General features: G+C 67.3%; 21 protein-coding genes. 4 read left to right on the forward strand and 17 right to left on the reverse strand.

Annotation, left to right across the window (positions count from 1 at the left end):
• Window positions 1-29: 29 nt before the first annotated feature.
• Window positions 30-1,208, forward strand: a complete 1,179-nt coding sequence (locus M2428_RS10840; protein ID WP_277525976.1) for an Rv2578c family radical SAM protein — start codon at window positions 30-32, stop codon at window positions 1,206-1,208.
• Window positions 1,209-1,292: 84 nt separating this feature from the next.
• Here M2428_RS10840 and M2428_RS10845 read toward each other — a convergent pair whose 3' ends face one another.
• The 4 genes from M2428_RS10845 to M2428_RS10860 form a co-directional block, all read right to left on the reverse strand.
• Complete coding sequence (locus M2428_RS10845) at window positions 1,293-2,666, reverse strand: NAD(P)(+) transhydrogenase (Re/Si-specific) subunit beta (protein WP_277525977.1); 1,374 nt, start codon at window positions 2,664-2,666, stop codon at window positions 1,293-1,295.
• Window positions 2,663-3,046, reverse strand: coding sequence for an NAD(P) transhydrogenase subunit alpha (locus M2428_RS10850; protein ID WP_277525978.1), 384 nt, complete (start codon window positions 3,044-3,046; stop codon window positions 2,663-2,665). Before M2428_RS10850 ends, M2428_RS10845 begins: the two co-directional genes overlap by 4 nt.
• Entirely contained in the window at window positions 3,046-4,188 is a 1,143-nt protein-coding gene (locus tag M2428_RS10855; protein WP_277525979.1) for a Re/Si-specific NAD(P)(+) transhydrogenase subunit alpha, read from the reverse strand. The genes M2428_RS10850 and M2428_RS10855 overlap by 1 nt, the downstream gene beginning before the upstream one ends.
• Before the next feature lie 89 nt (window positions 4,189-4,277).
• Window positions 4,278-4,742, reverse strand: a complete 465-nt coding sequence (locus M2428_RS10860; RefSeq protein ID WP_277525980.1) for a (deoxy)nucleoside triphosphate pyrophosphohydrolase — start codon at window positions 4,740-4,742, stop codon at window positions 4,278-4,280.
• Window positions 4,743-5,028: 286 nt separating this feature from the next.
• On the opposite strand from M2428_RS10860, the gene M2428_RS10865 reads away from it, so the two are divergent.
• Window positions 5,029-6,237, forward strand: coding sequence for an MFS transporter (locus tag M2428_RS10865; RefSeq protein WP_277525981.1), 1,209 nt, complete (start codon window positions 5,029-5,031; stop codon window positions 6,235-6,237).
• 174 nt (window positions 6,238-6,411) lie between these two features.
• Here M2428_RS10865 and M2428_RS10870 read toward each other — a convergent pair whose 3' ends face one another.
• The gene (locus M2428_RS10870) at window positions 6,412-7,332 is read right to left on the reverse strand and encodes a cation diffusion facilitator family transporter (RefSeq protein WP_277525982.1); all 921 of its coding nucleotides are present in this window, start codon (window positions 7,330-7,332) and stop codon (window positions 6,412-6,414) included.
• Between the two features lie 229 nt (window positions 7,333-7,561).
• Between M2428_RS10870 and M2428_RS10875 the strand changes: the two genes are divergently transcribed.
• The gene (locus tag M2428_RS10875; protein ID WP_090956472.1) at window positions 7,562-7,828 is read left to right on the forward strand and encodes a GlsB/YeaQ/YmgE family stress response membrane protein; all 267 of its coding nucleotides are present in this window, start codon (window positions 7,562-7,564) and stop codon (window positions 7,826-7,828) included.
• A 147-nt stretch (window positions 7,829-7,975) separates the two neighbouring features.
• Here M2428_RS10875 and M2428_RS10880 read toward each other — a convergent pair whose 3' ends face one another.
• The 4 genes from M2428_RS10880 to infC form a co-directional block, all read right to left on the reverse strand.
• Window positions 7,976-8,872 carry an RNA methyltransferase gene (locus tag M2428_RS10880; RefSeq protein ID WP_277525984.1) on the reverse strand — a complete coding sequence of 299 codons (897 nt, stop codon included), beginning with the start codon at window positions 8,870-8,872 and terminating at the stop codon, window positions 7,976-7,978.
• A 65-nt stretch (window positions 8,873-8,937) separates the two neighbouring features.
• The gene (rplT, locus tag M2428_RS10885) at window positions 8,938-9,408 is read right to left on the reverse strand and encodes a 50S ribosomal protein L20 (RefSeq protein WP_018774438.1); all 471 of its coding nucleotides are present in this window, start codon (window positions 9,406-9,408) and stop codon (window positions 8,938-8,940) included.
• Between the two features lie 121 nt (window positions 9,409-9,529).
• A complete protein-coding gene (gene rpmI / locus M2428_RS10890; protein ID WP_009358635.1) occupies window positions 9,530-9,724 on the reverse strand; it encodes a 50S ribosomal protein L35 in 195 nt (64 codons plus the stop codon).
• Between the two features lie 115 nt (window positions 9,725-9,839).
• Window positions 9,840-11,051, reverse strand: a complete 1,212-nt coding sequence (gene infC, locus M2428_RS10895) for a translation initiation factor IF-3 (protein WP_346780741.1) — start codon at window positions 11,049-11,051, stop codon at window positions 9,840-9,842.
• 324 nt (window positions 11,052-11,375) lie between these two features.
• On the opposite strand from infC, the gene M2428_RS10900 reads away from it, so the two are divergent.
• Window positions 11,376-11,762 carry a DUF1844 domain-containing protein gene (locus tag M2428_RS10900; protein ID WP_277525986.1) on the forward strand — a complete coding sequence of 129 codons (387 nt, stop codon included), beginning with the start codon at window positions 11,376-11,378 and terminating at the stop codon, window positions 11,760-11,762.
• Window positions 11,763-11,892: 130 nt separating this feature from the next.
• On the opposite strand, the gene M2428_RS10905 is transcribed toward M2428_RS10900, so the two are convergent.
• The 8 genes from M2428_RS10905 to M2428_RS10940 form a co-directional block, all read right to left on the reverse strand.
• Complete coding sequence (locus M2428_RS10905) at window positions 11,893-13,206, reverse strand: MFS transporter (protein WP_277525987.1); 1,314 nt, start codon at window positions 13,204-13,206, stop codon at window positions 11,893-11,895.
• Window positions 13,207-13,269: 63 nt separating this feature from the next.
• A complete protein-coding gene (locus M2428_RS10910; protein WP_277525988.1) occupies window positions 13,270-14,211 on the reverse strand; it encodes an SseB family protein in 942 nt (313 codons plus the stop codon).
• A 13-nt stretch (window positions 14,212-14,224) separates the two neighbouring features.
• Entirely contained in the window at window positions 14,225-14,971 is a 747-nt protein-coding gene (priA, locus tag M2428_RS10915; protein WP_277525989.1) for a bifunctional 1-(5-phosphoribosyl)-5-((5-phosphoribosylamino)methylideneamino)imidazole-4-carboxamide isomerase/phosphoribosylanthranilate isomerase PriA, read from the reverse strand.
• A 40-nt stretch (window positions 14,972-15,011) separates the two neighbouring features.
• Window positions 15,012-15,170: a hypothetical protein gene (locus tag M2428_RS10920; protein WP_277525990.1), complete on the reverse strand. Its 159-nt coding sequence runs from the start codon at window positions 15,168-15,170 to the stop codon at window positions 15,012-15,014.
• A complete protein-coding gene (gene hisH / locus M2428_RS10925) occupies window positions 15,171-15,920 on the reverse strand; it encodes an imidazole glycerol phosphate synthase subunit HisH (RefSeq protein WP_277525991.1) in 750 nt (249 codons plus the stop codon). It abuts the gene before it with no gap.
• Window positions 15,917-16,543 carry an imidazoleglycerol-phosphate dehydratase HisB gene (gene hisB / locus M2428_RS10930; protein WP_091557762.1) on the reverse strand — a complete coding sequence of 209 codons (627 nt, stop codon included), beginning with the start codon at window positions 16,541-16,543 and terminating at the stop codon, window positions 15,917-15,919. The genes hisH and hisB overlap by 4 nt, the downstream gene beginning before the upstream one ends.
• Window positions 16,544-16,613: 70 nt before the next feature.
• On the reverse strand, window positions 16,614-17,732 hold the full coding sequence (locus M2428_RS10935) for a histidinol-phosphate transaminase (RefSeq protein WP_277525992.1): 1,119 nt from the start codon (window positions 17,730-17,732) through the stop codon (window positions 16,614-16,616).
• Between the two features lie 101 nt (window positions 17,733-17,833).
• Window positions 17,834-18,139 carry a LysM peptidoglycan-binding domain-containing protein gene (locus M2428_RS10940; RefSeq protein ID WP_277526220.1) on the reverse strand — a complete coding sequence of 102 codons (306 nt, stop codon included), beginning with the start codon at window positions 18,137-18,139 and terminating at the stop codon, window positions 17,834-17,836.
• Window positions 18,140-18,183: the final 44 nt, after the last annotated feature.

Here is an 18,183-nt window from a genome sequence, read left to right on the forward strand (position 1 = left end):
TTTAGTCGAACATATATTCGAATATAGACATGAGATGGGACGCACAAGCACTTGAGCGCGGCGATTCCACGGCCGCCCTTTCCGCCGATTCGCCAGCCGCACCGGCGCTGCTGCCGCTGGCCGGGCTGGTGCGGTCCGTGTCCACCCCGGACTTTGCCGGGATCACCTTCCATGAGGTCACCGCCAAATCGGTGCTCAACAAGGTGGTCGCCGGTTCGCGGATGCCCTTCGAGTGGACCATCAACCCCTACCGCGGCTGCAGCCATGCCTGCGTCTACTGCTTTGCGCGCAAGAGCCACACCTATCTGGACTTCGACGCCGGCCTGGACTTTGACAGCCAGGTGGTGGTCAAAATCAACGCCGCCGAGATCCTGCGCAAGGAGCTGGCCAAGCCCTCCTGGCAGCACGAGCACGTGGCCCTTGGCACCAACACGGACCCGTACCAGCGCGCCGAGGGCCGCTATCAGCTCATGCCCGGCATTATCGGCGCCCTGGCCGACTCCGGCACTCCCCTGTCCATCCTCACCAAGGGCACGCTCCTTGCCCGGGACATCCCGCTCCTGAAGCATGCGGCGGCCCAGGTGCCGGTGGGGGTAGGGATTTCGCTGGCCATGACCAATGAAGAACTGTCCGAGGCCGTGGAACCGGGCACGCCGGGGCCGCGCGCACGGCTGAAGCTCATTTCGCGGCTGCGGGAGGCAGGCCTGCCCTGTGGTGTCATGGCCATGCCCATCCTGCCGTGGCTCTCGGACAGCGACGAGGCCCTCGACTCGCTCTTCGGAGCCCTGGCGGCGGCCGGCGCCACAGGGGTCACGGCCGGCGCGCTGTATCTGAAACCGGGCACCCGTGAATGGTTCATGCAGTGGATCGCCCGCGAACATCCGCAGCTGGCCGGCAAGTACCGTCGGCTGTACGGCAGCGGGTCCTATGCGTCCAAGGAATACCGGGCGTGGCTGGCCGGCCGCATCCGCTACTTCAAAGACCTGCACGGCTTCTCCGGCTCGCACGGATTCAGCCACAGGGATCTTGACGGCGGCACCGACCACCACGATGCCCGCGAGGAAGAAGCCCAATATCCGGCCGGAAGCATCCCGGACACTGCCCGGCACGCGAGCGCCCGGCGCGCAGGCGGCCAGCTCGCCGGCCACGCGGGCATAGCCCACTCCGGTGCAGCCTCTTCCAGCTCAGCGCAGCCCACACTGTTTTGAAGCCCGCTCCACCACGAAGCGCCCTGAGCCTTGGGCGCCGCGCGGCGTGAACGGATTAAGCCGTGAACTTAGAGTGTCTTGACCCTAGAGTGCCTTGACCGCGCCGAGCACCCTGGACAGCGAATCCTTGGCATCCCCGAACAGGAGCGAGGTCTTGGGATCGTGCAGAAGCTCGTTCTCGATGCCGGCAAACCCCGGGCGCATCGACCGCTTCAGGAACACGACCTGCTGGGCCTGCACCACTTCCAGGATCGGCATCCCGTAAATCGGCGAACCGGGGGAAGTCTTGGCCGCCGGGTTGACAACGTCGTTGGCGCCGACCACCAGCGCGATATCCGTGTTCGCGAACTCGGGATTGATTTCGGCCAGCTCCCGCAGTGACTCGTACGGCACGTCGGCCTCGGCCAACAGCACGTTCATGTGCCCCGGCATGCGTCCCGCCACGGGGTGAATGGCGAAGACCACCTCCACGCCGCGGGCCTCTAGGGCCGTGGCGAGTTCCGCCACGGTGTGTTGGCCCTGCGCCACCGCGAGTCCGTAGCCGGGAACGATGACCACCCGCTGGGCATAGCCAAGCTGAACGGCAACGTCCTCCGGCGACGAGCAACGCACAGGCCGGTCGCTCACGGCGGTGGAACCCGCCGTCGAGCCGCCCTTGAACGCCCCGAACAGGATGCCGGCGACTCCGCGTCCCATGGCCGAGGCCATCGCCTTGGTCAGGATTGTGCCGCTCGCGCCGACCAGCGTCCCGGCGACGAGCAGCAGGACATTGCCCAGGACCACGCCGGACGCTGCCACCGCCAGGCCAGTGAAGGCGTTCAGCAGGGAGATCACGATCGGCACGTCCGCCCCGCCGACGGGCAGCACCAGGAGCAGCCCGGCGGCGAGCCCAAAGCCCAGCAGCGCGAGCGACCAGCCGAACGACCCGGTCAGGACCACCAGCGCTCCAGAGATGACTGCCCCCAGCAGGACGGCGCCCATGACCGAGGGCATGCCGGGAAACAGCAGCGGGCGGGTGCTGATGAGTTCCTGCAGCTTGCCCACAGTCACCGCGGAGCCGGCGAAGGACACCGCGCCCACCAGCATGGTGAAAACCACGGCCAGGCGGACCCATGGATCTTCGTTGTGGCCAAGTTCCAGTACGGCGACGAGGGCGGCGGCCCCGCCTCCCACGCCGTTGAACAGCGCCACCAATTGGGGCATCTGCGTCATTTGCACCCGCCGGGCCACGGGGACGGCAATCGCGGAGCCCACGGCAACGGCTGCCAGGATGAGCGGAATATTATCCAGCCGCGCGGAGAAGAACACGGTGACGACGGCGAGGAGCGCCCCGGCCGCACCGATGGCGTTGCCGCGGCGTGCGGTCCGTGGCGAGCTGAGACCCTTGAGCGCAAGGATGAAGCAGACGGCGGCCGCAAGGTAGAGCAGGGCTGTCCATTCGGGGCCCAGGAGACTCATCGGCCCTCCCCCGCCCCGCCGCCGGAGCTCCCGTTACCTGAGCGTCCGTCCCCCGCGATTCCGCCGGCTGTGCCGGCCCCGGTTCGTGCCGGTGTTCCCGCCCGCTTGTGGGCGCTGAACATCTCAAGCATGCGGTCCGTGACCACGAAGCCGCCCACCAGGTTGACGGTTGCCAGGACCACGGCCAGCAGCGCGATGCCGAGCACCCAGGGGTCGCTGGCCCGTCCGGCCACAATGATGGCGCCGACCAGGATGATGCCGTGGATGGCGTTGGCGCCGGACATTAGTGGTGTGTGCAGCTTGCTGGTGACCTTGGAGACGACTTCGAATCCGACGAACACTGCCAGTACCACCACTGTCAGCAATGCGACCGGGCCCATCACGCCTCCGTTTCCAGTGCTGCCGCGGTGGGGGCATGCCGCACGGCGCCCCCATGGGTCAGGCACGTTCCGGCAACCACGTCGTCGTCGAAGTCCGGGGCCACCGAGCCGCAGTCGGTCATGAGGGCGAGGAAGTTGCTGACGTTCCGGGCGAAAAGCCGGGACGCATCCGACGGCATGGCGGACGCCGCGTCCTGCAGGCCCACGAGGGTCACCGACCCGCCGTCCGCCGGGACCTGGACGTCCTGGCCGGCGATCACGCCTTCGACGTTGCCTCCGGACTCCGCGGCGAGGTCGACCACGACCGACCCGGCCCGCATGCTGGCCACCATTGCGGTGGTCACCAGCAAGGGAGCGGCCCGGCCCGGGATGGCCGCGGTGGTGATCAGGATGTCCGCTGCAGCGACGTGCGGGGCAAGGAGGCTACGCTGGCGTTGTGCCCGGTCCTCGCCGAGGGCACGGGCGTAGCCTCCGGCTCCTTCGGCGGCGGCGTCCACGTCCAGATTGATGAAAGTGCCACCCATCGAGGCGACCTCGTCGGCGGAGGCGGCCCGGATGTCGTTGGCCGACACCCGGGCGCCGAGCCGTTTCGCCGTGCCGATCGCCTGCAGCCCGGCGACGCCGGCGCCGAGGACCAGCACCCTCGCCGGCGGGATGGTCCCCGCGGCGGTCATGTAGAGCGGGAAGAACCGCGGGTACCGCATGGCCGCTTCCAGTACTGCACGGTAGCCGGTGACCAGGGACTGCGAGCTGAGCGCATCCATGGACTGTGCCCGGGAAATCCGCGGAAGCAGCTCGAGGGCGAACGAGGTGATCCCGGCGGCTGCCAGCGCGCGGACAGTCGGCAGTTCCGCGGCCGGCGACGCCAGACCGATGGTGACCGTGCCGGGCCGGAGCCGGGCTGCGGTTTCCGGGGTGAGTGGGCGGACATGCAGCAGGACGTCGAGGACCTCGAACGGGAGTTCGGAGATCACAGTGGCGCCAGCCTCCTTGAAGGCGGCGTCCACGAACCCTGCTTCGGTTCCGGCGCCGCTCTCCACCAGGAGATGGAGCCCGAGGGCTGTCAGTTGCCGGACCGTCTCCGGGGTGGCCGCAACGCGGCGTTCTCCGGCTCGCTGCTCTCGTCCGACACCGACCTGCACGGCCACTCCTCTCGATTGCGTTCAGAGTAGGCACATGCCTGACTGTTTGGCGAGAGGCGGGCATTCGAAAGCCCGTCGGCCCGTCCGGGTCAGCGGCTAAGCCCGGCGCCCACTCCGCGCGGCCCGGTAGCCCGGACTGCGGCCAGCAGGGCTTCTACGATGGGGAAGTCCGCCGGGATCCATGGCAGGCCCAGGACCTCCGCCAGGTTGCGGAGGTCGAGCCAGCGCAGTTCGTCGTGATCCTCCAGCGGCTCGGGCTCTCCCCCAGCCAGTTCGGCGAACCAGACCCTCATCGCCGCCTTCTCGTTGAGCGGCCAGCCCGTGGCGGATTCTGCAGGCAGCTCGGCCCCGAGCCGCACCAGTACGCCCAGTTCTTCGCGGAGCTCGCGGTGCAGGGCGTCTTCGGCTGCTTCGCCTGGCTCCACTTTTCCGCCCGGGAACTCCCACATGCCGGCAAACTGCGGCGGCGCCGTGCGCCGCGCCACAAGGAGCAGGCCCGGTTCGGCCAGGGAGTCCACTACTGCGCCGCCAACGACGCCAATGAGTCCAGTCACGCCCACCAGTCTATTGCGGCCGCCGGGTCCCGGGCCGGAGCGGGGACCCGGGGCGGACGGCTGCGGGCGGGACCGGGGACCCGGGATCGCCTCGGGAGCGTGTCCTGCGCTCAGGCCGGGGCGGACGGGGACCCGGGAGCGGCCGGGTAAGGGACAATGGTGGAGGCGGCCGCGCAGACTGGTTGCGGCCGGTTGCGGAATATTCGGCGCCGCCTCCCAGTTCTTAAAAGCATATTTATCTGTCCGATCCCTCCGGACCTTCCGGAAAATCTCCCTGAAAAGACGAATGACAACCACCACACGCGCCCCGGCGCCGTCCAAGACCGGCACCCGTCACGTTGCCCTGGCCATCATTGCCCTGGCGATGGGCGGATTTGGCATCGGCACCACAGAATTCACCATGATGGGCCTGCTCAAGGAGATCGAACAGGGCCTGAACATCAGTACGCCCGAGGCCGGCCACCTTATTTCGGCCTACGCCCTCGGCGTCGTGATCGGCGCGCCGGTGCTGGCCGCCGTCGGGGCCAAACTCCCGCGGAAGTATCTGGCCCTGGGGCTCATGCTCTTCTTCAGCATCGCCAACCTCAGTTCCTTCCTCGCCCCGGACTACGGCTCCATGCTGGTGTCCCGGTTCGCCGCGGGACTGCCCCACGGCGCCTTTTTCGGGGTCGCGGCCGTGATTGCTGCCTCCCTGGTGGCGCCGACCAAGCGGGGTTGGGCCATTTCGATGGTCATGGCCGGGCTGACGGTGTCCAACGTCGTCGGTGTCCCCTTCGCTACTTGGCTGGGCCAGAGCTACGGGTGGCGGCTCCTGTTCCTGCTGGTGGGCCTGATCGGCATCATCACGCTCGCTATGCTGTGGAAGTTCGTCCCGTTCCAGAAGCCGCACGCAGATGCCAGCTTCCGCCGTGAGCTCGGCGCGCTCAAGCGGCTCCAGGTGTGGCTCGCCATCCTCGTCGGCATCGTCGGCTTCGGCGGTTTCTTCGCGACCTACACGTACATTTCGCACACCATGACCTCCGTGGCCGGTGTCCCGGCGCCCTGGCTGCCGCTGGTCGTGGCGCTGTACGGCGTGGGCATGGTGGCGGGCAACATCGTGGGCGGCCGGATCGCCGATAAGTCCGTCATGGGCACGATTTACTGGGTGCTGCCCGGCACTGCGGTGGCGCTCGTGGTCTACGCCATTGGCGTCCATTGGGCCTGGTCCGCGCTGGTCATGGTGTTCGTGGTTGGCGCCGCCGGGTCCATGCTGGTTCCGGCCCTGCAGACCAGGCTTCTGGATGCGTCTCCCGACGCACCGTCGCTGGCCTCCTCGCTCAACCACGCGGCGCTCAACGTCGCCAACGCCCTCGGGGCCTTCCTGGGCGGCCTTGTGATCGCCTGGGGCTGGGGCTACGTCGCGCCGGCTCTCGTAGGCGCGGTCCTTGCCGTGCTGGGGCTCGGGGTCGCTGCCATCAGCGGTGCCGTGGAACGCAGGCGGCCGCTGGCCTCCTAGCCGCCCTTAGCCATCCCCTGAGCCGCAGCGAAGCGGCCGGGCAAAAGGCGGACATGCTCAAAAAGAACGGCAGTCCTGTCCAGTGGAGTACTGGACCGGACTGCCGTTTTCTTTAGGTACTGCCGTTGTCTTTAGGGCCGTTGTCCTATTTGGGGCAATGGGCTGCCGGGCGGCTCAGGGGGCGTTGACGCGCTGCACGTCCGGTTCCAGGTAGATGACCCGGGCAATCGGGACGGCCTCGCGGATCCGGACCTCCGCGTCATCAATCGCCTTCGCAATGTCTTGGCCCGAGTCCGAGCGGCCGATGCTGATCTTGGCCGCCACCAGCAGTTCCTCAGGACCAAGGTGCATGGTCTTGAGGTGAATGATGGTGGTGCCGCCGGCTTCGATTGCGCCGCGGATCTTGGCGACGTCATCGCGGGTGGCCGACTCGCCCAGCAGCAGGGACTTGGTTTCCATGGCCAGCACCACAGCGATCGCCACAAGCAGCAGGCCGATCATGGCGGTGCCGAGGGCGTCCCAGATGCCGTTCCCGGTCAGGAGCGTCATGCCCACGCCGAAGAGCGCGAACACCAGGCCCACGAGGGCGCCGAAATCCTCGAGCAGGATCACGGGGAGTTCCGGCTGCTTGGCATTGCGGATGAACTTGACCCAGCTTTGCTTTCCCCTGAGGTGGTTGGATTCGATGATCGCTGTCCGGAAGGAGAAGGACTCGGCAATGATTGCGCCGATCAGGACGGCAAGCGGCACCCACCAGAAGTCCCCTTCGATGGCGTGCGGGTGCTGGATCTTTCCCCAGGCCTCATACAGGGCGAACAGGCCGCCGACGCTGAAAAGGACAATCGAGACGATAAAGGCGTAGATGTACCGCTCGCGGCCATAGCCGAAGGGGTGCTCGGGGCTGGCTTTCCGCTGCGCGCGCTTGCCGCCGACCAGGAGCAACAGCTGGTTGCCGGAGTCTGCGAGCGAGTGAATCGCCTCGGCCAGCATGGACGAGGAAAACGTCAGAAAGTAGGCGACGAACTTCAAAACGGCGATGGTCAGGTTTGCGGCCAGCGCCGCGAGAATCGCCTTGGTACCGCCATTTGCAGCCACGTGAGCTTCTCCTTATGGGGTTCTTCAGGGTGTACGCGAACACCGGAAGAACCCAGCGCCCACAAGGAATACCGTACCCGTTTCCGGGCCGCAGCCGAACCGGGGCAGGGGCCAACGGGGCCACGTAACGATTGGGTAGTCCCCTGCTGACAACGAATCCGCCCTATGTTAGCTTGAAGCCATATTCGGGATCCACAATTTGGGTGCCGACGAATATGTAGGAGGAGACATGGGCTTTCTTGGCTGGATCATTCTCGGACTCATAGTAGGTGCAATCGTCAAGGCAGTCATGCCCGGCAGGGTCGGCGGCGGCTGGGTTACCAGCCTCGTGCTCGGCGTCGTCGGCGCAATTGTCGGCGGCTGGATCGGGGACCTTCTGTTCGGCGGCGGCAAGATGGAATTCTGGAATCTCGGTTCCTGGCTCCTTGCCATTGTCGGCGGCCTCGCCGTAGCGGGCATTTACGGCGCCATCACAGGGCGCAACAAGACCACATAATTCTGCAAAGCACTGACCGCACACTGTGTGTGGGGCGGCAGTGACAGTACGACGGCGGGGCCCACCATTCGGTGGGCCCCGCCGTTCGTTTTTTGGAGGGCTTCCGGCCGGATTGCCGGCCGGAAGTGCCAGGTCCGTGCAGAGCCCCTAGGACGCCTGCTGGGAGCGGGCGCTGGCGTAGAGGCAGACGGTGGCTGCGGTGCCGAGGTTCAGGCTTTCCGCTCCCCCATAAACCGGCACGGCCACGCGGTGGTCGGCCAGCGCGATCTCGTCCTCGGACAGTCCCTGTGCCTCGTTGCCGAAGAGCCAGGCCGTGGGGTTCTCCAGCGCGAAGACCGACTCGGCCGCGGAGGTCCCCAGGCGCCGGGCCGCATTCTCGTCCTGGAGACGGTCCAGGTTCAGCTGGCCTTGGCCGTCCGCCGCGAGGACTCCGATGCCGCGTTCCTTGCAGCGGGCCACCAACTCCTCGACATCAGCGCCCAGCACCACGGGCAGGTGGAAGAGGGATCCCGCCGTCGAGCGCACGGCCTTGGGGTTGTAGATGTCAACGCTGGATGCGGTCAGGATAACGGCGTCCGCGCCGGCCGCGTCGGCTGCCCGGAGCACGGTTCCGGCATTGCCGGGGTCGCGGACCTGGCACAGCACCGCGATCAGCTGCGGGCCGGCGTCGAGTACCTGCTCAAGGCTCACGTCCAGGAAACCGCAGACCGCGAGAATGCCCTGCGGGGTGACCGTATCCGCCATCGCGGCCAGCACTTCGTCGGTGGCGAGGAATGCGGTGGTGCCCTCTGCGAGTGTCTCCAGGTCCGGGTGCCGGTCCAGGCAGGCCTCGCTCGCGTACACCTCATAGACGATGCCGGGCTCCCCCGCGGCAATCCTTTTCTGGTGCAGGATCAGGGCCTCCCGGACAGCCTGCGGGCCCTCCGCCAGGAACTCGCTGCGCTTTAAACGGGCCGGGCGCCCGGCAAGTTGTGCCACCTTCCTCACCCGATCAGCTCGAGGATTGGAAAGTGGAAAATCTTGCGGGCGCCCGGTTTCGTTCATATAAGAACCTTAGTTGCTTTCACAGCCGGTTCTTGAACGAAGCAGTCTTTCGACTACGGCAGGAACTACTTTGCGGCCTCGGCGTCAGCCTTCTTGGCAGCAGGCTTCTTCGCAGGAGCCTTCTTGGCAGCCTTCGGAGCCGGAGCGGCCTCAGCCTGGACGGCCGGAGCGGACGTGTCGGCGGGCAGCGAGTCCTTGGCGACCTTGACCAGCGCGGCGAAGGCGTTGGCGTCGGAAACGGCCAGCTCGGCCAGCATACGGCGATCAACCTCAACCTCAGCGGCCTTCAGGCCCTGGATCAGTCGGTTGTAGGTCAGGCCGTTGGCGCGGGATGCAGCGTTGATGCGCTGGATCCAAAGACGGCGGAAGTCGCCCTTCTTCTTCTTGCGGTCACCGTAGCTGTACACAAACGAGTGCAGCAGCTGCTCTTTTGCCTTGCGGTACAGGCGTGAACGCTGTCCGCGGTAGCCCTTTGCGCGTTCGAGGATAACCCGGCGCTTCTTGTGGGCGTTAACCGCCCTCTTCACACGTGCCACGTGCGTACTCCTTAGAAAATTCTGATCCCAAGCGTCTACTGCCGGATCGGTCCGGCTGGCCTGAGAAGCCTTTTTGGTAGTTGACTGCTGCCAGGTGGCGAACAGTCAGAAAACTTGGAACTTAGATGCCGAGCATCTTCCGGATGACCTTGGCGTCGCCCTTGAAGACGATCTTGTCGCCGGCAAGGCGACGGGTCAGCCGGGAGGACTTGTGCTCCAGGTAGTGGCGGCGGTTGGCCTGCTGGCGGCGCAGCTTGCCGCTACCGGTCAGCTTGAAGCGCTTCTTAGCACCGCTGTGGGTCTTCATCTTCGGCATGGGAACCGATCTCCTTACGTATCCGCAGAAAAGTCTGCAGCTCTTTCGTGCAGCCGCCCCTGCGGGCGGCATGCTGGTTGCCTACTGCCGGACATTGCTGTCCGGCAGCCGTGAACTAGTTGGTCTTCTTGCTGCCAGGCTTGGCGGCAGCCCGGGGGGCGGCTGGCCGTGCAGCGGGCTTCGGCGCTGAAGGCCTCGGCACCGGCTTCGGAGCAGCAACCGGCTTCGGTGCCGCCGCCGGAGCGGCCGGAGCGGCTGCCTTTTCCTCGGGAGCCTTGGCCGGAGCGGCCTTCGGAGCCGCGGGAGCCTTGGCTGCTGCCGGCTTCTCGGCTGCCTTCGGAGCCGCGGGAGCCTTGGCTACTGCCGGCTTCTCGGCCGCCTTGGGAGCAGCCGCCTTCGGTGCTTCCTGGGCGGGAGCCTCGTCGGCCTTGGTCTCTTCAACCGGGGCCTCTGCGACCTTGGTCTCTGTGACCGGGGCCGCTTCAACCTTGGCTTCTTCGACCGGGGCCGCTTCAACCTGGGCTTCTTCGACCGGGGCCGCTTCAACCTGGGGTTCCTCGACGGGCGCCTCCGTTGCGGGAGCCTCCGGCGATACGACGTAGCCTTCCGGCAGGAGGTCTGCCAGCGTCTGGGTCAGCGGGGCGTTGCTGTCACCGGAGACATCGACACGTCCCGAAGCCTTGGCTTCGTTCTCAGCCTTGGCTTCTGCGCGCTGCGTTGCGCGGCGGGCCTCTGCCTTGGCTTCAGCCTTGTTCTTCAGCGGGCCAACCACCATGACCATGTTTCGGCCATCGATCCGGGGGCTGGACTCCACCACGCCAACCTCGGCGACGTCGTCGGCGAAGCGCTGGAGCAGGCGGATGCCCATCTCGGGGCGCTGCTGCTCACGGCCGCGGAACTGGATCATGGCCTTGACCTTGTCGCCGGCACCGAGGAAGCGGAGCGCGTGGCCGCGCTTCGTCTCGTAGTCGTGAGTGTCGATCTTCAGGCGGAAGCGGATTTCCTTCAGGACCGTGTTGGTCTGGTTCTTCCGGGCCTCGCGTGCCTTGACGGCGGCTTCGTACTTGTACTTGCCGAAGTCCATCAGCTTGCACACCGGAGGCTTCGCCTGCGGTGCAACTTCAACGAGATCAAGATCGGACTCGGCAGCCAAACGCAGGGCATCCTCAATACGGACAATTCCTACTTGTTCGCCTGCAGGGCCGACCAGCCGCACCTCGGGGACGCGGATACGCTCATTGATTCTTGGCTCGCTAATGTTAAAGCTCCTGTGTTCGTGAGGGGTATTCCACCGGCAAAAAGAGAAGGCCCCCAATTGCCGGAGCAATCGAAGGCCTCGAGATCGGAGCTGCCGCCCTCAATGAGGCGGCATGCACTTCCTGCGGACCGGAGTCCGAGGTAGTGCCCGACCAGGTACCCGGCAACCTTGACTCCCGGAGGGAGGGGCTTCCCGAAGGAAGTTTCGCGGCTGACGCGGGTGGGAGAGAACTCCGCTTGCAAACTAAAGTCAACTCTACAGAAAGATACCCGTTCAACGCACATGTGCGTCGCCGGGCGTCAACTCCGGGCTCCAAAGTTCAGCCAGAAGCACTGCATTCTATAAAAGCCTGAGAATAACGACATTCAGTCGGTCTGTGACAAGCTTACCAGCATGAGCACATCAGACCGTAATTCCCACGTCTTCGAGCCCGCAGCCGCCCAGGCCGACGTCTCGCAGCAGATCCGCGACATCTCGGAAGTCCCCGCGATCGAGGTCATCACCACGGCCGCCGTGCACCTGATGAGCGCCGCCGCGGTAAAGCTCGGCCTCGCCGCCGAGGAAAATGCCCAGGAACTCAAGGACCTGGACGAGGCCCGCAAACTGATCACCGCCCTTGCCGGCCTGGTGACCGCGGCGGCGCCGGAAATCGGCTCCCAGCACGCGGGACCGCTGCGCGATGGACTCCGCTCGCTCCAGCTGGCCTTCCGCGAGGAATCGATCATTCCGGATGCTCCGGGCAAGGGCCCGGGCGAGAAGTACACCGGCCCGGTCAACTAAGCACAGTCAACTAAGCACAAGCGTCAGCCATAAAGCGGCGGCGGGCGGACCACTTCGGTCCGACCGCCGCCGCCGTCGTTAACGCCCCTGCGCTCCGGGGTCGGGTGCCGCAAGCGGCGGCAGCGGAAGGTCAGACGTGGGCCAGGCGGCGGCGGCGCAGGTGCTGCAGGACGAGTCCCACCAGGCAGAGGCCCACGCCGGCCAGCCCCACGGACACGAAGCCCGCCGAGGGGCCGATGAGGTCGATGAACAGCCCGGCAAGCGGCGCACCCAGGGCCACTCCGCACGTGAGCGATGAACCGTACCAGCCCATCGCCTCACCGCGGCGGCTTTCGTCAACCAGTTCGGCCACCTTTTCCGAGGCCGCGGACAACACCGGTGCGCACAGCAGACCCGGCAGCAACGCGAGCAGGCTGAGCGTCCAGACGTCGGTCGCGAAGGCCATCGGGACGGTCAGCGCTGACATCCCGAGCAACAGGAGGATCGGGGAGATGGGCCGGTGCATGGCGCCGTAGAGGATGCCGCCCACCACCGAGGCCGCGCACCAGAAGAGGAACACAATGCCGACTTCGGCCTCGTGGCCCCCGGTCTGGAGGGCCGCGACGATGCCGACGTCGGTGCCGCTGAGGACCATGCCCGCACCGGCCGCGACAGCGAATACGGAGGCCACGGCGGCGGTGAACCAGCTGAAGTTGTGGATGACTCTGTGTCGCAGGCCGGAGCCCCGCCGGCGCCGTTCCTCGGCCGCGGCGGCCAGGGGTGCCAGTTCGGCAGCGGCCTCCTGCAGGTGGGCCGGCGCGGCGGCAACGACGGCGGCTTCCGCGCATTCGAGCTCTTGCGCCTCGAGCCCGGCGTCCGGAGAAGCACTCCGGGTGGGCGGGTTGAACCACATGAGGAAGAGTCCCGAGACGGATGTCGCCACTCCCACAATTGTCAGGCCCAGGACGGACTGGCCGCTGGTGGCGACGACGGCTCCGACAGCGGGGCCGATCATGAAGACCAGTTCGGTGGCGATGGCGTCCAGGGTGAAGGCCGTGCGGCGCTGTTCCCCGGGGGCCAGCACGCCGAGGGACTGCCGCACCACGCTGAAGATGGGCAGGGTCAGCAGGCCTCCGATGAACACCAGGGGTAGCAGCACCTCGTAGGAGACGTGCGGGACGATCGACCAGATCACCGTCTCGGAGACGACAGACGGGATGAGCGCCTTACGCAGCCCCACGGTGTCGACCCGGCGCCCGCGCCAGGGGGCGCCGACGGCGATTCCGATCGTCATCACGGCGGCGGCTGCGCCGGCGGCCGCGTAGCCCTGGCCGAGGGTCAGGACGATGTGCAGGGTCAGCAAGACTCCGGCCGCCGAGTGCGGTATGCGGGCGATCATGCCGACCAGCAGGAGCCGCCGGATGGGCCGGACGGCCAGCAGCTGACGGTAAAGCGCGAAATTCACGAGACTACTTCCTTCTGGTACTGCCCACGGCAGCACCGGGAAGTCCCCCCGTTGGGCCGTCAGCTATGGTGCTGCGCGCTGCAGCTTGACCTCGATCGAATCAACCCGCTCGGCAAAGATTTCATTCCGGGCCCAGGCGTTGTTGAGGCCAGCGACAATGGACTGCACGCCGGCGGCGTCGAGCCCGTCTTCAAGGTAGAGGACCACCCGGAGTTCCGGGCCGGCTCCCCCACCGGGGAGCCGCGTGCCATCGGCCGTGGCCGTGGCAACTCCTCCCCCCGGATGAATTTCAACACGGCGGACCGCAGGAAAGCTAACCGCGCCCTCCCCGAGGGCTGCTGCGAGATCGGGATCGGCGTACGACGGCGTCCAGGTCTGCTGCTGGGCGAGGGCCCAAACCGCCGGCCGGCGCACCACGAACGTCAGGCTGGAGCCGGGATCGAGCACCAGCAGCTCGGCGCCTTCCGCGACCGCGGATAGGGCGGCCCGCGCCGCGTACACGGCGACCGGCCTGGCCTCCGGATGCCACGCAGTCAGTGACGCCGCCGAGGTGAACACCGGCATAGCCGTTCGCCCGTCCGGCGCCTTGAGCGTCACGAGGGCCATGTCGGCCTGTTTGTCCGAGTGCAGCTGGTCCCCGTGCGCCCCAGCAGCGGCTTCGCCCTCTTCGGCGAGCTGGGCGAGGATTGGCACGAACACCCTTGCGGTGGCAAGCGCGGCCACCACGGCCGCCTCGTCGCCAGTGCCCGCGGCGAGGTCGGCCAAAGCCGCAAGGTATCCGGCGTCGGCGGTGCCGGCGTCGTCCTCGAAATTGTGGATCTTTGCGTCATCGCCGGACAGGCTGCGGCCTGCCCAGGGTTGGCCGGCGGAGTCAGTGGCCCCGCCGGAGCCGGCCAGGGCGGCCGCGATGTGTCCGGGCAGATGCCGGACGGGGCCCGCCCCGGCGCCCGGCTGGACTGTGTCCCGGGGGTCGTGGGGGCCGTGCGGATTGTCGGTGTGCGTCATGGGCACTGAGCGCCTAGCGGCGGCCGGCGGCGTCGAGGGCCTCGGGCAGTGTGAAGTTGCCGTTGTAGAGGGCTTTGCCGATGATGGCGCCTTCGACCCCGAGCGGCACCAGGGAACGCAGGACCAAGAGGTCCTCAAGGCTGGAAATGCCGCCGGAAGCGATCACAGGCTTGCCTGTCTTCTCGACCATCTGGCGCAGGAGTTCGACGTTGGGGCCCTGGAGCGTGCCGTCCTTGGTCACATCGGTCACGACGTACCGGGCGCAGCCGGCGTCCTCGAGGCGGCCGAGCACCTCCCAGAGGTCCCCGCCTTCCTTGGTCCAGCCCCGGCCGGCGAGGGTGGTGCCGCGGACATCCAGGCCGACGGCGATCTTGTCGCCGAAGCGTTCGATCACCCGGGCCGTCCAGTCCGGGTTCTCCAGTGCCGCGGTGCCCAGGTTCACGCGAGCGACGCCGAGGTCGAGGGCTTTCTCGAGGGATTCGTCGTCGCGCAGGCCGCCGGAGAGCTCCACCTTGATGTCGAGCCGCCCAACCACCTCGCGCAGGAGCTCGGCGTTGGAGCCGCGCCCGAACGCGGCGTCCAAGTCGACCAGATGCACCCATTCGGCCCCCTGCTGCTGCCAGTTGAGGGCGGCCTCCAGCGGGGTGCCATAGCTCGTCTCGCTGCCTGCTTCGCCCTGGACGAGGCGGACGGCCTGGCCGTTGACGACGTCGACGGCGGGCAGGAGCTCAAGTACGGGCAACGGGGTTTCGGTGGTCATCGTGGAGTCCTCAGCTTGGGATGGTAGTTGGGAGCGGCCGTCAGGACGCCGGCAGGGTCAGGAGGTAGGCGGCCAGCAGCGACATGCCGGCGAGGACATAGAAAACGATCTGCACCCACAGCGGACTTTTCTGCTGCCGGAAGGAGATCGCGCCGCCAACCAGCAGGCCCGCGACGCCCATGAGCACCAGGGACCACATCTAGGCGGTCCGTTCCGGGGCTGCGGTTCGTTCCGGGGATGCGGGCCGCAGGCCTTGGACCCAGTTGCGCAACAGCCGGGCGCCGGCGTCGCCGGACTTCTCCGGGTGGAACTGCGTGGCGCACAGCGGGCCGTTTTCCACAGCCGCGATGAACGGGGCACCGTGGTCGGACCAGGTCACCAGCGGCGCGGCCATCCGCGGCTGGATGACGTCGAAGTCCCAGTGCTGGACGCCGTAGGAGTGCACGAAGTAGAAGCGCTCGCCCTCGACCCCGGCGAACAGCTTGGATCCCTCAGGGACGGAGACGGTGTTCCAGCCCATGTGCGGTACGACGTCGGCAGGCAACAGCTCCACCTTGCCGGGCCACTCCCCCATGCCCTCGGCTTCCGTGCCGTGCTCGACGCCGGCCTCGAACAGCACCTGGAGTCCGACGCAGATGGCCAGCACGGGGCGGCCTCCGGCGACACGGCGGCCGATCATGCGGATGGCGTCAACGGCTTTGAGTTCGCGCATGACGGTTTCGAAGGCGCCGACACCGGGGACGACGAGGCCGTCGGCGTTGAGGACGTCTTCAGGCTTGGAACTGAGGATGACTTCGGCGCCGGCCCGCTCCAGCGCGCGGACGGCGGACCGGACATTCCCGGAGCCGTAGTCCAGCACCGTAACAGTGGGCTTTCCCTCCGGGGACACCGGCTTGGTCGCGGCGGCGGGGTCGATGATGGCCCCGTCGCGGAGCAGCGGGCCGCTCACAAGGCACCCTTTGTGGACGGGATGCCCTCGACGCGGGGATCCGGTTCGACGGCTGCCCGCAGTGCCCGGGCAAAGGCCTTGAACTGGGCCTCGACGATGTGGTGGGGGTCGCGCCCGGCGGTGACGTTCATGTGCAGGCAGATCCCGGCGTGCAGCGTGATCGCCTCGAAGACGTGGCGGGTCAGGGAGCCCGTGAAGTGGCCGCCGATCAGGTGGTATTCCTGGCCTGCCGGCTCACCGGCGTGGACCAGGTAGGGACGGCCGGAGACGTCCACGACGGCTTGCGCGAGGGCCTCATCCAGGGGCACGGTCGCCTCGCCGAACCGGCGGATTCCGGCCTTGTTGCCCAGGGCGGTCCGCAGCACCTCGCCGAAGGTGATGGCCACGTCCTCGACAGTGTGGTGCACATCGATGTGGGTGTCACCGGTGGCCTTGACGGTCATGTCAATCAAGGAGTGCTTGCTGAGGGCTGTCAGCATGTGGTCGTAGAACGGAACCGACGTGCTGATGTCTGAAACGCCGGTGCCGTCCAGGTTGATCTCGACCAGGACCGAGGACTCACTGGTGGTCCGTTCCATGCGTGCGGTCCGGCCCTCGGCGGCGGTGGATCCCGTGTTGCTCATGTAGATGTGTCCTTTGGAAGAAGGCAGGGTGTTGGGCAGTCTGGCGGGGCGCTCGGGCTCCCCATCAAGTCTAGGCCTGCGGCTTTGCGGAGCCGTTCAGGATGCGTTCAAGGGCCTCAAGGAAGGCTGTGGTTTCTGTCTCAGTGCCGGCGGTCACGCGAAGGTGCCCCGGAATGCCGACGTCGCGGATGAGGACACCGGCGTCCAGCATGCCCTGCCAGACCTCGTGGGGGTTCTCCAGGCCGCCGAAGAACACGTAGTTGGAGTCGGAGGCGGCCGGCCTCAGGCCCAGCCGCGTCAGTTCGGACACGATCCTGTCGCGTTGGCGCTTGATGTCCTCGACGTCCGCCATGAGGGCCTCCCGGTGGCGCAGGGCGGCCAGGGCCGCGGCTTGGGTGATGGCGGAGAGGTGGTACGGGAGACGGACCAGGCGCAGGGCGTCCGCGACCTCCGGGGCCGCGGCCATGTAGCCGAGCCGCGCGCCGGCGAGGGCGAAGGCCTTGCTCATGGTGCGCGAGACGATGAGCCGCTCCCGGCCTGGCAGCAGGGTGAGCGCGCTGGGCGTGCCGTCGTGGGCGAACTCGTGGTACGCCTCGTCAACGATCACGATGGTTTGACTGGCCTCGCCGGCGTCGTAGACGGCCTCGACGACATCAAGCCCCAGCCCCGTGCCGGTGGGATTGTTCGGGGAGCAGAGGAAAACGATGTTGGGCTGCAGCTCGCGGACCTGGCGCGCCGCCGATTCCGCGCTGAGCCCATAATCTGCCGCGCGGGCACCGACGATGTACTCCGTGTCCGTGCCGGAGGCCAGCAGCGGGTACATCGAATACGTGGGAGGGAACCCGAGGGCCGTCCGGCCGGGGCCGCCGAATGCCTGGAGGATCTGCTGAAGGACTTCGTTGGAGCCGTTCGCGGCCCAGATATTCTCCGCGTCCAGGCCGTGGCCAAGGTATTCGGCGAGGGCTTCGCGCAATTCGGTGAACTCGCGGTCCGGATACCGGTTCAGCCCGACGGCGGCGGCGCTGACGGCCTCGGTGATCGCCGCGCGGACATCGGCCGGAACGCCATGGGTGTTCTCGTTGACGTTGAGCAGGATGGGGACGTCCAGCTGCGGCGCGCCATACGGACGCAGGCCACGCAGATTGGTTCGGAGGGGCAGTCGGTTGAGGCGCTCAAGCTGGTCAGTCACGTGACCAGTTTAAGTGGTAGCGGCACGGGCGCTGAAACTGTGACGCCTGCGACGGCACTTGGGTGATGGTAGTTGGGTGACGGTACCTGGCTTGCCGGACGCTACTTGGACGGGACGAACAGCTGCTGGCCCGGCATCACACGCGCGGCATCCAAGTTGTTCAGCTGCACGATATCGGCCACGACGTCGCGGGGATCTCGCTCCGGGGCCACGGACCTCGCAATGGCCCAGAGGGACTCCCCCGGCTGCACAGTGACGGTAACGGTCGGCGTCAGCGAGAGCTGGTCCGCGGAATCCGCCGCCTTCGCGGGCGCGTTGAGGAATCCGCTGAACGACAGGATGAGCGCCGCCAGCAGGATCAGCGGGACACCGAAGAAGACGAAGCGTCCGCGCCGGGTGAGCCGCAGCGGCGCTTGCTTGGGCCGGCCGGCGGAAACAGCGGCCGTCGCCC

It is taken from the genome of Arthrobacter sp. ES3-54 (assembly GCF_029504395.1).
Taxonomy (GTDB): Bacteria; Actinomycetota; Actinomycetes; order Actinomycetales; family Micrococcaceae; genus Arthrobacter.